The 12,937-nt window shown below is 69.3% G+C and carries 14 protein-coding genes and 1 pseudogene; 5 read left to right on the top strand and 10 right to left on the bottom strand.

The features are described 5' to 3' along the window. Positions 1–790: ROK family protein (locus tag ACLN58_RS10620; RefSeq protein WP_415855233.1), on the bottom strand; the 790-nt coding region annotated here is incomplete at its 3' end. Between the two features lie 193 nt (positions 791–983). Between ACLN58_RS10620 and ACLN58_RS10625 the strand changes: the two genes are divergently transcribed. The 4 genes from ACLN58_RS10625 (at position 984) to ACLN58_RS10640 (ending at position 5,176) form a co-directional block, all read left to right on the top strand. Next, entirely contained in the window at positions 984–1,769 is a 786-nt protein-coding gene (locus ACLN58_RS10625; protein ID WP_415855234.1) for a sugar phosphate isomerase/epimerase family protein, read from the top strand. Then, positions 1,766–2,884: a Gfo/Idh/MocA family protein gene (locus tag ACLN58_RS10630; protein ID WP_415855235.1), complete on the top strand. Its 1,119-nt coding sequence runs from the start codon at positions 1,766–1,768 to the stop codon at positions 2,882–2,884. The genes ACLN58_RS10625 and ACLN58_RS10630 overlap by 4 nt, the downstream gene beginning before the upstream one ends. Continuing rightward, the gene (locus ACLN58_RS10635; protein WP_415855236.1) at positions 2,881–4,008 is read left to right on the top strand and encodes a Gfo/Idh/MocA family protein; all 1,128 of its coding nucleotides are present in this window, start codon (positions 2,881–2,883) and stop codon (positions 4,006–4,008) included. The genes ACLN58_RS10630 and ACLN58_RS10635 overlap by 4 nt, the downstream gene beginning before the upstream one ends. Positions 4,009–4,171: 163 nt before the next feature. Further along, positions 4,172–5,176, top strand: coding sequence for a sugar phosphate isomerase/epimerase family protein (locus ACLN58_RS10640; protein ID WP_415855237.1), 1,005 nt, complete (start codon positions 4,172–4,174; stop codon positions 5,174–5,176). Between the two features lie 251 nt (positions 5,177–5,427). Here the strand turns inward: ACLN58_RS10640 and ACLN58_RS10645 are convergent, their stop codons facing one another. From ACLN58_RS10645 to ACLN58_RS10680, 8 genes are read right to left on the bottom strand one after another with little or no spacing between them, the layout of a single operon-like run. Beyond that, positions 5,428–5,877, bottom strand: coding sequence for a hypothetical protein (locus ACLN58_RS10645; protein ID WP_415855238.1), 450 nt, complete (start codon positions 5,875–5,877; stop codon positions 5,428–5,430). Positions 5,878–5,890: 13 nt separating this feature from the next. Further along, positions 5,891–6,064 carry a hypothetical protein gene (locus ACLN58_RS10650; protein WP_415855239.1) on the bottom strand — a complete coding sequence of 58 codons (174 nt, stop codon included), beginning with the start codon at positions 6,062–6,064 and terminating at the stop codon, positions 5,891–5,893. A gap of 29 nt (positions 6,065–6,093) precedes the next feature. Next, positions 6,094–6,651: a 3-phenylpropionate/cinnamic acid dioxygenase subunit beta gene (locus ACLN58_RS10655; RefSeq protein ID WP_415855240.1), complete on the bottom strand. Its 558-nt coding sequence runs from the start codon at positions 6,649–6,651 to the stop codon at positions 6,094–6,096. Continuing rightward, positions 6,648–7,427, bottom strand: coding sequence for an SDR family NAD(P)-dependent oxidoreductase (locus tag ACLN58_RS10660; RefSeq protein WP_415855241.1), 780 nt, complete (start codon positions 7,425–7,427; stop codon positions 6,648–6,650). The genes ACLN58_RS10655 and ACLN58_RS10660 overlap by 4 nt, the downstream gene beginning before the upstream one ends. After that, positions 7,424–8,764, bottom strand: coding sequence for an aromatic ring-hydroxylating oxygenase subunit alpha (locus ACLN58_RS10665; RefSeq protein ID WP_415855242.1), 1,341 nt, complete (start codon positions 8,762–8,764; stop codon positions 7,424–7,426). The genes ACLN58_RS10660 and ACLN58_RS10665 overlap by 4 nt, the downstream gene beginning before the upstream one ends. After that, entirely contained in the window at positions 8,761–10,029 is a 1,269-nt protein-coding gene (locus tag ACLN58_RS10670) for an NAD(P)/FAD-dependent oxidoreductase (protein ID WP_415855243.1), read from the bottom strand. Before ACLN58_RS10670 ends, ACLN58_RS10665 begins: the two co-directional genes overlap by 4 nt. Then, positions 10,026–10,346 (bottom strand): 2Fe-2S iron-sulfur cluster-binding protein, encoded by a 321-nt coding sequence (locus ACLN58_RS10675; protein ID WP_415855244.1) that lies wholly within the window; start codon positions 10,344–10,346, stop codon positions 10,026–10,028. The genes ACLN58_RS10670 and ACLN58_RS10675 overlap by 4 nt, the downstream gene beginning before the upstream one ends. Positions 10,347–10,353: 7 nt before the next feature. Continuing rightward, positions 10,354–11,613 carry an MFS transporter gene (locus ACLN58_RS10680; protein WP_415855245.1) on the bottom strand — a complete coding sequence of 420 codons (1,260 nt, stop codon included), beginning with the start codon at positions 11,611–11,613 and terminating at the stop codon, positions 10,354–10,356. 141 nt (positions 11,614–11,754) lie between these two features. On the opposite strand from ACLN58_RS10680, the gene ACLN58_RS10685 reads away from it, so the two are divergent. Continuing rightward, positions 11,755–12,507, top strand: coding sequence for an IclR family transcriptional regulator (locus tag ACLN58_RS10685; RefSeq protein WP_415855246.1), 753 nt, complete (start codon positions 11,755–11,757; stop codon positions 12,505–12,507). Positions 12,508–12,642: 135 nt separating this feature from the next. On the opposite strand, the pseudogene ACLN58_RS10690 reads toward ACLN58_RS10685, so the two are convergent. Further along, positions 12,643–12,937: pseudogene (locus tag ACLN58_RS10690) on the bottom strand (4-alpha-glucanotransferase); the annotation flags it as partial.

The raw sequence follows: 12,937 nt of genomic DNA on the forward strand, positions 1-12,937 counted from the left end.
CGCCGCGCGCCACGCGCACGTGCCCGAGGTCGCCCGCGGTGCCGTCAGCGCCGCGCTGGAGCTGGCCGCTGCTGATGATGCCCGAGCCGATGCCGGTTGCGACCTTGATGAACAGCAGATCGTCGACGCCGGGCCAGTACCCGGCACGCTCGCCGAGCGCCATGATGTTCACGTCGTTGTCCACGAGCACGGGCACGGGGAGCGCCCGCTGCACGAAGCCGACCACGTCGAAGCCGTCCCATCCGGGCATGATCGGCGGCTTCACGGGCCGGCCGGTCGCGTGCTCGACGGGCCCCGGAAGCCCGATCCCCACGCCGGCCAGGAGCATCTCGGGCTGGTGCACCTCGCCGAGGAGGCGCCTCCCCGACTCGATGACGTAGCCGAGTACGGCCTCGGGGCCCGATGCGACGGGAAGCGCGCTTCGCTCCTCCGCGAGCACGTCGCCGTTGAGGTCGGTGAGTGCCACGCGCACGTGGCTCGCGCCGACGTCGACCGCGAGGACCGCGCGCGCCTGCGCGTGGAAGGCAAAGCGCGACGGCGGGCGGCCGCCGCTCGAGAGGGCCTCGCCCACGGAGACGACGAGCCCGGAATTCAGCAGGAGATCGACCTTGCCCGCGACGGTGGACCGGGCAAGGCCGGTGGTCATGGCGAGTTGTGCACGGGTCCACGGCTTTCCGTCGCGCAGCAGTTGGAACAGGTCGCCGGCGCGATAGACCGCAGCGGCGGTGCCCAGCTCGCCGGGGGCGGTCTCAACGAGCGTGCGTGCCCCGTTGCGTCGGTCATCAGCCATGGAGGATAGTGTCGCACAGGGGGTTCCGCAATTCCACGACCCAAAAGTATGATGACGGCTTTCCAACTTTTGCTTGCACGCCGTCAAAAGTCCCTCTACGCTGCCGAGTAAGGCAGCTCACGGGCGTCGAGGCCCGTCCGCCCCGCCCGAGGCAAAGAACCCGCTCACACCCGACGAGAGGACCCTGTTCCCCATGGCCTATTCGGTCCAGCTCTACACCGTCCGCGATGCGATCGAGGCGGACCTGCCGGGCGCCGTCCGGCGGCTCGCCGAAATCGGCTACACCCAGGTCGAGCCGTACAAGTTCGCCGAGCGCGCCGGGGAGTTCGCCGCGGCGTTCGCCGAGAACGGCATCACGGCGCCCACGGGCCACGCTCCGCTCCTGTCCGCGGACCAGGACGAGATCTTCGCGGCCGCGAAGCGCCTGGGCATCGGCACCGTGATCGATCCCTACCTCCCGGCCGAGCACTGGCAGGACGCCGAGACCATCCGCGACACCGCCGCCCGGCTCAACGCGGCCGCGAAGAAGGGCGCCGAGTACGGCATCCGCGTGGGCTACCACAACCACAACTGGGAGCTGGAGTCGAACGTCGAGGGCACCACCGCGCTCGAGTACTTCGCCTCCCTGCTCGACCCCGAGCTCGTCCTCGAGGTCGACACATACTGGGCAGCCCAGGGCGGCGTGGACCCTGCGGCGCTGCTCGAGCGGCTCGGCGAGCGGGTCGTGGCGATCCACATCAAGGACGGCCCCCTCAACGGGGACCGCTTCGCGCAGGTCCCCGCGGGCCAGGGCGAGGTCGACGTGTGGGGCGTCATCGGCGCCGCGAAGCACCTTGAGGTCGGCGTCGTCGAGTTCGACGAGTACGCGGGCGATATCTTCGACGGCGTCGCCGCGTCCCTGCGCTACCTCGAGGCCGGCGCCGCCGGTTCTTCTGCTGCGCCGGCCGCTGCCCTTTCGGCGGAAGAGGCCGCCAAGTGAGCCGCGGACCGGTCGGCATCGCCGTCATCGGCGCGGGCGTCATCAGCAAGCAGTATCTGGACAACCTCACCAAGTTCCCGGACGTGAAGGTCCACGTCATCGCGGACCTGTTCCCCGAGGCGGCGAAGGCCCGCGCCGAGGAGTACGGGATCGCCGAGCACGGCACCCCGGAGCTCGCGTTCGGGCACCCCGACGTCGAGATCATCGTGAACCTCACGATCCCGGCCGCGCACGTCGAGGTCGCCACGACGGCCGTGCGCGCGGGCAAGCACGTGTGGAGCGAGAAGCCCTTCTCGCTCGACCGCGAGAGCGGCCTCTCCCTGTTGGAAGAAGCAGCCGACGCCGGGCTGCGGCTTGGGTGCGCCCCCGACACCTTCCTCGGGGCTGGCCTGCAGACGGCCCGGCGGGTGATCGAGCGCGGAGACATCGGCGTCCCGCTCACCGCCCAGACGGTGTTCCAGACTCCTGGTCCGGAGTCGTGGCACCCGAACCCCGCCTTCCTGTTCCAGCCGGGCGCCGGGCCGCTGTTCGACATGGGCCCGTACTACCTCACGGCCCTCGTGCAGACCTTCGGCAGCGTGCGCCGGGTCGCCGCGCTCGGCTCGAAGGCCAAGGCCACGCGGGTCATCGGGTCAGGGCCCAAGGCTGGCGAGAAGTTCGAGGTCGAGGTGCCCACGCATGTGAGCGCGATGGCGCAGTTCGACGGCGGAGCGTCCTCGCACAGCATCTTCAGCTTCGAGTCGCCGCGGATGCGCATGGGCTTCGTCGAGATCACCGGCACGGAGGCCACGCTCTCCCTCCCGGATCCGAACTACTTCGACGGGAACCTCGAGATCTGCAAGTCCGGCGAGAAGGAGTGGACCAAGGTCCCCACGACCGGCCCCGCGAACGGCCGCGGCATGGGCGTGCTCGACATGGCCCGCTCGATCCGCGCCGGCGAGCCCCACCGCGCCACGGGCCAGCTCGCCTACCACGTGCTCGACACCATGGTGGCGATCTCCGAGTCGATCGACTCTGGTGCGTTCACCGACGTCGCCAGCTCGGCGCCGTCGTCCGCTCCCATCCCCGAAGACTGGGCGCCGGAAGAAGCGACGCTTGATGGGGTGCTCGCATGAGCCGTCCGCTCGGTGTCGCCGCGGTCGGGTACGCGTTCATGGGCAAGGCGCATTCGCAGGCGTGGCGGAATGTGGCCGCGTACTTCGAGGTGCCGGCCGTCGAGCAGCGCGTTCTCGTGGGCCGGGACGCTGAGCAGGTCGCGGAGGCGGCGGCTAGGTATGGGTGGGCGGAGTCGGCGACGGACTGGCGCGAGGTGATCGGCCGGGATGATGTGGACATCGTGGACATCTGCGCTCCGGGGTGGCTGCACGCGGAGATCGCGGTCGCGGCGCTGGCGGCGGGCAAGCACGTGCTCGTGGAGAAGCCGCTCGCGAACACCCTGGCGGAGTCCGAGCGGATGGTCGCTGCGGCCCGGGATGCCCGTGCGCGCGGGGTGCAGTCGATGGTCGGGTTCAACTACCGGCGCGTGCCCGCCCTGGCGTACGCGCGGCAGCTCATCGCGGAGGGGCGGCTGGGGGCGGTGCGGGAGGTCCGCGCGTCGTATCTTCAGGACTGGCTCGCGGACTCGGAGTCGCCCATGACGTGGCGGCTGCGGAAGGAGACCGCGGGGTCGGGGGCGCTCGGGGACATTGCCTCGCACGCGATCGACCAGGTCCAGTTCCTACTCTCCGACGCGGTGACCGAGGCCTCGGGCCGGCTGCACACCTTCGTGGGGAGCCGGCCTGGGCCGTCGGGGGTCGAGGAGGTGACGGTCGATGACGCGGCGTGGGCCACGCTCGTGCTCTCCGGCGGGGCGGTTGCCTCGGTGGAGGCCTCGCGGGTTGCGCTGGGGCGGAAGAACTCGCTGCGGATCGAGGTGTACGGGTCCGCGGGCTCGCTCGCGTTCGACCTCGAGCGGCTCAACGAGCTCGAGTTCCTCGACGCGTCCGGGCCCGTGGCGGAGCAGGGGTTCCGGCGGATCGTCGTGACCGAGCCCGAGCACCCGTACCTTGAGGCGTGGTGGCCGCAGGGGCACGTGATCGGGTGGGAGCACACCTTCACGCACCAGATCCGCGACTTCCTGATCGCGATCCGCGACGGCGCCCCGCCCTCGCCCTCGTTCGAGGAGGGCCTGCAGGTCCAGCGCGTCCTGGCCGCGATCGAGGAATCCGCGGCCGCAAAGTCCGCCACCGTCCACCTCTAGCCCACTCCACCGCCGTCACGGTGGTGTCCCTTCCTGCCCAGATAGGACCCCGAAACTCGGGCCGCCCCGGCGCGTCGGCCGCCGGCTCGCCGGAGCAAGAACCCCTAACTGAGCGCGAACGGACAGGCCCGCGAACCGAAACGAACCAAGGAGAGGAATTCTCATGTCCCGCCCGTTTACCTTGTTCACTGGCCAGTGGGCCGATCTGACTCTTGAGGAGGTGGCCCGGTATGCCTCGGGGTGGGGGTATGACGGGCTGGAGATTGCGGTGTCGGGGGAGCACCTGGACGCGTGGCGGTGGGACGACGCAGCGTACATCGCGGAGCGGCTGGGCATCCTGGAGAAGTACGGCCTCAAGCTGTTCGCGATTTCGAACCACCTCAAGGGCCAAGCGGTGTGCGACGACCCGATCGACTTCCGCCACCAGGCGATCGTGGGCTCGAGGGTGTGGGGCGACGGCGAGCCCGAGGGGGTGCGCCAGCGGGCGGCGGAGGAGCTGAAGAACACCGCTCGCCTGGCCAAGGCTTTGGGGGTGGAGACCGTGGTCGGGTTCACCGGGTCCTCGATTTGGCAGTACGTTGCCATGTTCCCGCCGGTTCCGGCTGACGTGATCGAGGCCGGGTACCGGGACTTCGCCGAGAGGTGGAACCCGATCCTGGACGTCTTCGACGAGTGCGGGGTCCGCTTCGCCCACGAGGTCCACCCCTCCGAGATCGCCTACGACTACTGGTCCACCAAGCGCGCCCTCGACGCCGTCGGGAACCGGGCCGCGTTCGGGCTCAACTGGGACCCGTCGCACATGATGTGGCAGGGCCTGGACCCGGTGGCATTCATCACGGACTTCGCCGATCGGATCTACCACGTGGACTGCAAGGACACCCGGATGAGGATGGGCAACGGCCGCGCCGGGATCCTCTCCTCGCACCTGCCCTGGGGCGACCCGCGGCGGGGCTGGGACTTCGTCTCGGCCGGGCGCGGGGACGTCCCGTGGGAGGACTGCTTCCGGGCCCTGACCGCGATCGGCTACGACGGGCCCATCTCCGTGGAGTGGGAGGACGCCGGCATGGACCGCCTCCAGGGCGCCCCGGAGGCCCTCGCCGCGCTCAAGAGGTTCGACTTCGCCCCCAGCGCCCAGTCCTTCGACGCCGCCTTCAGCAACCAGGGCTGAACGCCGTTGCGCCGTCACATCTGCGGGGTGCGCACCCTGCGGACGTGACGGCGCAACAGGGACGGACGACGGCGCTCGCTGACCGTTCCTTAGCTCGGGCTGACCGTCCGTTGAGGGCATGACCGTCTGTCATGACGGGCGGTCATGCCTCTCCGGGACGGTCATGGAGCGGAGGGGACGGTTGCGGCCTCGGGGTCGAGCTCGATCCCGAGGCCGGAGCCGGCGGTCGTGGTGCGGAGCCGATCGGATCCTCAGGCGCCGTCGGTCTCCGGTCGGTACTCCGGATCGAGGTGGTGCCGGGGCGTGAGGAAGTTGTCCGTGAATTCTCCCCGCGAGACCTTCACGGGGATCTCGCCCTCGAGCCCGAGCTCGATGATGTCGTTCCCGGACTTGAGCTCCTGCGGCGTGAGCGCCTCGATTCGCAGCGCGACCTGGCCGGCCTGCCATGGGTTGAGCATCCACGTGAAGTGGTTCTCCCCCGGCGCGGGCCGCAGCCCGTAGGGGGCGTCCATCCCGTCGCCCGGGATGATGGTCAGGTGCGAGCGGCCCCCGGCGTCGGGGATCGCCTCGCGGACGTCGATCGCGGCCGGGCTGGCCTCGAAGTCCCGCAGCACCTTGGTGAGCGCGAGGAGGTCGTCCCGGTGGCCGAGGAACAGGAACATCGGGTTGAAGTCGCTCGGCATGTTGTCGAAGCGCAGCATGGTTTCCTCCTGATCAGTCCTGCAGGATCCGCACGATGTCCTCGGAGTGGGTCAGCTCGGCGCTGTCCGCCCCGTCCACGCGCGCCTCGATCCACTGGCCGTCGCCCATGTTCTCCACGACGGTGGCCTTGATGCCGGCCACGAGCTCGATGCGGGCACCGACCTCGAGGGCAATCACATTGATCATTGTTGAGTCCTTGGTTGGGCTTTGGCGGTTTAGAAGAACGTGGTGAGGTTCTTCGCGAGCAGGACGTTCTGGTCGAGGATGATCTCGCGTCGCGCGACCCTCCACCCGGCGTCCGTGAGGCGCAGCGTGTCGTTGCGCTTGCCCACGAAGAGGTACGTCTCGTACTCGACCCGGTTCTGGTAGACGAGGAAGCGCGACCGCACGTCGACCTCGCGCTGGCCGGCCTCGTTGTCACGGACCGCGAGGATCTGGACGTTCGAGATCATGTGGCACACGCGCGAGAGCGGCTCCTCGGCGTAGTGCACGCCCGTGAGGATCTGCTCGACGCGCTTGGAGAGCGTCCACTTGTCCTCGTCGAACCAGCTGATGCCCTGGCCCGACACCGTGTTCTCCCGCTCCGCGTGCTGGCCGAACTTGACGTTCCGGCGGATCGGCATGAAGTAGACGATGTCCTCCTCGAGGAGGTCGAGCCACTCCTTGAACTGGCGGTTGTCGATGAGGTCCGCCTCGGCGTAGAGGAAGTCCTCGATATCCGCCTTGAGTCGGTAGGTCGCGTCGTCCCGGACGGCGATTTCCTGTGTGCTCATGAATCCTTCTTCCTTGTCACCGGGCCGCCCTGGTGGGAGAAGCAGCCCACATCAATGACCGTGCCCGAGATCGCCTCGGCCGCGTCGCTCACGAGGAACGCGACCGTGTTGGCCATGTCGATGCCGTTGACCGGGCGACCGGCCACGGAGCCGGGGGCGCCCTTCCCGAGCTTCGAGGCGTCCCCGCCCACGCGGTCGAGCGAGATTCCGGAGACGATTCCCCCGCCGCCCGGGACCACGGTGTTGACGCGGACGCGGTGGTGGAAGAAGTCGTAGGCCATCGCGGCCGAGAGCGCGAACACGCCGCCCTTGCTCGCCGAGTAGGCGGCCATGTTCGGCTTGCCCCACCCGGAGCCCGAGCCGATGTTCACGATCGACCCGCCGCCGGCCTCGATGAGGTGCGGCAGGACGGCGCGCGAGGTCAAGAAGGTCCCCTTGAGATTGATCGCGACGATCTTGTCGAACAGCTCCTCGTCCGTGTCGAGGACCGTGCCGAGGGGGCCGATCGCCGCGTTGTTCACGAGTGCGTCGATCCGGCCGTGCTTCGCGGTGGTGAAATTGACGACGGCGGCCACCTCCTTCGCGTCGGAGACGTCGCCGCCGAGCGCATCCACGCTCAGGCCGCGGTCCTGGGCCTCCGCGACGGTGTCCGCGACGGCGCCGGCCGTGATGCCGAACGCGACGACCCGGTGCCCCGCCTCGGCCAGACCCAGCGTCATGTCGCGCCCGATCCCGGAGGTTCCGCCCGCAACGATGACGACCTTGGATGCCGTCACTTGTCGGTCCTCCCGAGCAGGACGTCCCAGTTGGCGCCGCTCATGTAGTTCTTCCACGTGCGGTAGTACCCGCGCGCCATCTGCTCGGTCGGTTGGAGGGTCGTGCTGCCCGCGTAGCCCTCGTAGCTAGGGATGTCCGCGCCGAGCGACTGCTGGTAGTTGAACGGGTAGCGGCGCGCGACGGTCCCGGTGCTGGCCTGCGTCGCGTAGAGCCAGTTCTCCATGTCGTCCTGCTCGGTCATGCCCGCCGGGCCCGAGTAGCGCATGTAGTAGCGGCGCAGGTAGTCCTTGACCTCGGTGGGTGCGTCCGCGTCCACGAGGAAGAAGCGCCACGCTTCCGTGCTCGTGGGGGACTGCGGGTGCCACGCGCACAGGCCCCGCGGCTGGCGGCCGTGGTACGAGGTGTTCGGGAAGATCGCCCCGACGAACGGCAGGAGGCGGGAATGCTCGCCAAGGCGCGCCTTGCGCTCCTCGTAGCAGTGGCGGAAGTACTCCTCGAGGACGGGGTTGTCGAGGAACGACTCCATGTACTCGTTTTCGCTGGGCTGGACGGCCGAGTGGACGCCGTGGCCCTCGGGGAAGCTCACCCAGATGTGCTGGGCCTTCTCCATCTCGTTGTCGCGGCGGCCCTTCTTGCCGGCGGCGGCGCTCGGGCCGATGCCGATGAGGTCCACGGAGCGGTGGCTCGGGTTGTGGTAGGTGTCGCCGAGGAAGTTCTCCGCCGCGAACTTCCAGTTTGCCGGGAGGATCCATTTGTGGACCCCGATCACTTCGGAGCCGCCTTCGCGGCCGTCGCGGCAGTCGAGAGCCTGGTCGAGGTGGATCTTCGCGTCGCCGAGGTAGGTCACGAAGTCGGGGGCGTCCTTGTCCCACGTCGCCCAGATGGTGCCCTTGTAGTTCTCGAGCTTGGCCACCGAGACGAGTCCGTTCCGCTCGCGGTCGAGCTGGCCCTCGTAGAGGCTGCGGTACTGGGGGACGCCCTGGAGCTTCCCGTCCGTCGTGTACGTCCAGGAGTGGTACGGGCACGTGAAGAGCGAGGTGTTGCCGGACTCGTAGCGGCAGACCTTCATGCCGCGGTGGCGGCACGAGTTGAGGAAGACCTGGATCTTGCCGGCCTTGTCGCGGCACATGATGACCGATTCGTCGCCCATGCGCGACGTGAAGAAGTCGCCGTTCTTCGGGATCTGGCTCTCGTGGCCGACCATGAGCCACGCGCGGGTGAATACTTTGTCGAGCTCCTCTTTGTAGAGCTCGGAGTCGACGAAGAGCTCGCGGCTGATGAAGCCCTTCTCGGTGTCGACGAGGCCGTCGAGGCCTGGGATCGTCAGGTTGCTCATGCTGGTGTCCTTTCGTGAGCTGAGCTCGTGGTGAGGGTCCCGGCGGTCTTGAGGGCGCCGCGGAGCGAGAACTCGGGCTCGCGCAGTTGCTCCTCCGAGACGTGCACGCCGTGGGCCAGGAGGCGCCGGCTTGCGAGGTGGTCGCCCGGGCTGTTGACGGATTCGACGGCGATGAGCCGGCCGTCTCGGATCCGGCACACCGAGAAGCGGCCCTGGGTTGTGTCGCCGAGGACGAAAGTCGCGTCGGTGGGCTGGGAGAGCCCGGCGATCTGGAGCTTGTCGCCCGTCTGGTGGCTCCAGAACCACGGCACGTCGGCGTACTCGCCGCCTTCCCCGGTCAGCCGCCGGGCCAGGAAGCGGGCCTGGTCCGCGGCGTTCTGGACCGATTCGACGCGCACGAGCGCGGTCGTCTCGGGGCGGGGGTGGTTCGAGCAGTCGCCAATCGCGAAGATCGCCGGGTCCGATGTCGCGAGCGACGAGTCGACGACGATCCCATTGCCGATCTCGAGGCCCGCGGCCTCGGCGAGCTCGACGTTCGGGACGACGCCGATGCCCACGAGGACGAGGTCGACGGCGCGGACCTCGCCTCCGATGCGGGCGCCGGTCACCCGTCCGTCCTCGGCGCGCACCCATTCCTCGACGGCCGTGCCGACGAGGACCTCGGAGCCCCACTCGGTGTGCCGCGCGGAGAAGTACGCGGAGATCTCCTCGGACACGGCGCGGCCCAGGACGCGGGGCGCCATCTCGACGACCGTGACGTGAGCGCCGGCGAGGCTCGCCACGGAGGCGAACTCGAGGCCGATGAAGCCGGCGCCGACCACGAGGATGTTCTGCGCGGCCGAGAGCGCGCCGCGCAGCCGCTCGGCGTCGCCCCGCGTGCGGAGGTAGTGGACGTTAGCCGGCTCGCCGCCGTCGAACGTTAGACGGCGGTTGCGGGCCCCTGTCGCGAAGACGAGCCGAGCGTAGGGCAGGGTCCGGCCCGAGGCGAGAGTCACGCTCGAGTCCTCGCGCGAGACCGACGCCGCCGGGTCGCCGGCGATGAGCTCGATGCCGTGCTCGCGGTAGTACTCGGCCGCGCGGATCGGGAGATCGGCGGCGTCCAGGTGCCCGGACATGTACTCCTTGGACAGGGGCGGGCGCTGGTACGGGAGGCCGGCCTCGTCGCCCACGAGCACGATGCCGTCCGCGTAGCCGAGCTCGCGGAGCGACATCGCGAGCTGCGCGCCGGACTGGCCCGCCCCGATGATGACGGTCCCGGCGCTCACTGCTCCTCCGGGAGGTTCAGGATGAGGCCGTTGAGCTCGTCGCGCACCGTGATCTGGCACGAGAGGCGGCTGTTGGGCTTGCGCTCGCACGCGGTGAACCCGAGCATGTCGTCCTCGTCGAGGCCGGGCTCGCCCACGCGCTCGGTCCAGGCCAGGTCCACGAAGACGTGGCACGTGGCGCACGAAGCCTCGCCGCCGCAGTCGGCGACGATCCCCTCGACGCCGCCCAGGAGGGCCGCGCGCATCGCGCTCGAGCCTTCCGCGGCGTCGACTTCTTTGATCTCGCCCTCGTGGCGGACAAAAACGATCTTTGGCATGGCGCGCTTACTCCTTCTCAGCGGCAGCGGGTGCGACGGCCGGCCTCTGGCGGTCGCGGACGAACAGCATGGCGATGAAGCCGAAGATGGGCCCCGCGGCGAGCGCGAGGAAGGCGATGTCGAACGACTTGGCCGCGCCGAACGCCGCGCCGACCACGACCGGGACGATCACGCTGCCGAGCTGCCAGATGCCGTTCGCGACGCCCGAGGCGCTGCCCGAGACGCCGTTCGGAACGAGGCGCGGCACGAGCGAGACGAGGAGCGGGCTCCAGCCGTAGGCGGCCAGGCCGAGGAACGGGGCGGCCCAGAGGAACGCCGCCGCGCCGTCGAGGCGGCCGAAGACGAGCAGGATCGCGGCGAACAGGGCCAAGAGGATGATCGAGGGGACCTTGCGGGCGCCGCCGAAGAACCGGTCGCAGATCCAGCCGATGATCGGCTTCGCGAGCACCGCCGCGACGGCGAAGATTCCGACGACGAGGCCGGCGGTCTCCGGCGAGATGTGCTTGCCCTTGATCATGAGCGTGTTGGACCACGTCACGAAGCCGTAGAGGCCCCAGAACGCGCCGAAGCCCGCGAGGCACGTGAACAGCAGGTTCGGGTTGGTGAACATCGCCGCGAGGTCGCGCTTGAAGCGGCCCTTCGGCGCGTGTTTGTGCTCGGTGACGAGCGGGCCTGGCTTGAGCGTGAAGAACAGGGCCACGGCGACCACGACCGAGATCGCGCCGAACATGATGTAGGAGGTGCGCCAGCCCGAGGCCGTGATGAGGGCCGGGACCACGAAGTTGGCGGTGGCCGTGCCGAGCGACGTCGCGGCGGTGAAGATGCCCATCGCGAAGCCCTGCTCCTGGGGCTTGAACCAGCTCACGATCAGGCGGATGCCCGCGGCGTAGTCGGCGCCGGCGAAGAATCCGACGACCGCCTGGACTGCGATGCCGACGGCGGCGTTCGTGGTCGAGCCGAAGGCCAGCATCGAGGCGCCCGCGCCCAGGAGGGAGACCGTGAGGATGACCTTGCCGCCGATCGCGTCGGAGGCGAAGCCGCTCCAGAAATTGGTCACGACGTAGCCGATGTAATAGGCGGTCGCGAAAGCGCCGAGGGCCTCGACCGTGACGTGGAGGCTCTCGCCCACGAACACCGAAGCCGGGCCCCACGTGGAGCGGTCGATTGAGGTGAGGGTGAACGAGGCCCAGCAGGCGACCAGGATCACCCATCGGTAGCGCGACACGCTGACCTCTGCCTTCGTTGCGGTTGCTACTGTGCTCGACATTGAGCCTCCAGATGTCTTCAAGGGGGATGAGTGGGGGGCCGGGGGGTGATTTGCTAACATATCGCTATGTGATACTGTATTTTCACAGGGTGTGATTCGAAGATAGGCCAGCCGTGTGATGGAGTCAACAGGGAGGCATCAGTGGCCGTAGCAAAGTCCGGCGCAGACAGCGCCCGGCGCGCGATCGACATGCTGTTCGCGTTCGAACGAGCCCCGCTCGCAACGGTGCGCGAGCTCGCCGAATTGGTGGACATGCCGGTTCCGTCGGCGCACCGATACGTCGCGATGCTTCGCGAGATGGGGCTCGTCGAGGAGGCAGGGCGGAGCCAGTACCGGCTCACGATGCGGCTCGTCGCGCTCAGCCAGACGGCCAGGCGCGCGACGTCGCTCATCGACGTGGTCCAACCGTTCATGCAGGCGCTCGCCGCGGAGACTGACGAGACTGTGCTCCTGGTCCAGCCCATTGCGGGGCTGCCAGTGTGCACGCATCGGATCGAGGCCGAGCGGCGGCTGCGGCTCTCGTTCGAGGTCGGGCAGTACCTCCCGCCCCTGCGCGGGGCGAGCGCGCACCTCGTGATGGGTGCGATGGCTGAGGGCGAGCGCCTTCGTTATGTCGAGGAGGCGATCTCCCGGGGGGAACGCCCCCCTGTCTCGGGGGTCGAGGGGTTCCTCGAGGAAGTGCGCCGTGACGCCGATCGTGGCTGGTCCGTGAGCCGCGAGGAGATCGACGAGGGTGTGTGGAGCATGGCTGCCGCGATTCGCAGCGAGGGCAAGTTCGTCGGCTCGCTGTCCGTCCCGTGCCCCGCGTTCCGCATGGACGAGGAGAAGTCCGAGCAGATCAGCGCCGCCGTGCGGCGCGCTGCGCGGCAGATCAGCGAGACCCTGGGCTCCTGAGCTGGCCGTTGGCGGTGGGCGCCGTCCGTTCGTGCTCAGTTGGCGATGCACCCCGTCGGCGTGGCATCCGAGACACGCCGGCGGGCGGCTCAGCGGCCCAGCCAAAGTGAGCAGGAAGGGACCGGCCTCCCCGATTCACTTTCCGACCGACTCCCGCACGGTCCTCATGAGGGACGCGAAGCGGGGGTTTGCCGCGAGCTCGTCGAGAAGGATCGCCTCGCCGTCGGGCCCCGCGAGGGGGATCCGCCAGTTCGGGTACTCGAGGTGCGTCCCCGGCTGATTCTGCGTGCGGGTCTCGCCAACCGCGTCGACGAGCGCCACCCCGAGCAGGGACGACGGCGTGAGCGCCGTGAACGCGTACAGCGCCTCGACGATCCGCTGCACGTCCTCGACCGAGCGCCCGCCGGGCCCCGAAACAGCGCCGTCGCTC

The organism is Sinomonas sp. G460-2 (assembly GCF_047759905.1).
Taxonomy (GTDB): Bacteria; Actinomycetota; Actinomycetes; order Actinomycetales; family Micrococcaceae; genus Sinomonas.

Excerpts from the sequence above, each read along its gene's own strand:
- ACLN58_RS10665 (WP_415855242.1), bottom strand. The coding sequence starts at position 8,764 with ATGAGCAACCTGACGATCCCAGGCCTCGACGGCCTCGTCGACACCGAG.
- ACLN58_RS10655 (WP_415855240.1), bottom strand. The coding sequence starts at position 6,651 with ATGAGCACACAGGAAATCGCCGTCCGGGACGACGCGACCTACCGACTC.
- ACLN58_RS10640 (WP_415855237.1), top strand. The coding sequence starts at position 4,172 with ATGTCCCGCCCGTTTACCTTGTTCACTGGCCAGTGGGCCGATCTGACT.
- ACLN58_RS10650 (WP_415855239.1), bottom strand. The coding sequence starts at position 6,064 with ATGATCAATGTGATTGCCCTCGAGGTCGGTGCCCGCATCGAGCTCGTG.
- ACLN58_RS10675 (WP_415855244.1), bottom strand. The coding sequence starts at position 10,346 with ATGCCAAAGATCGTTTTTGTCCGCCACGAGGGCGAGATCAAAGAAGTC.
- ACLN58_RS10625 (WP_415855234.1), top strand. The coding sequence starts at position 984 with ATGGCCTATTCGGTCCAGCTCTACACCGTCCGCGATGCGATCGAGGCG.
- ACLN58_RS10680 (WP_415855245.1), bottom strand. The coding sequence starts at position 11,613 with ATGTCGAGCACAGTAGCAACCGCAACGAAGGCAGAGGTCAGCGTGTCG.
- ACLN58_RS10635 (WP_415855236.1), top strand. The coding sequence starts at position 2,881 with ATGAGCCGTCCGCTCGGTGTCGCCGCGGTCGGGTACGCGTTCATGGGC.
- ACLN58_RS10645 (WP_415855238.1), bottom strand. The coding sequence starts at position 5,877 with ATGCTGCGCTTCGACAACATGCCGAGCGACTTCAACCCGATGTTCCTG.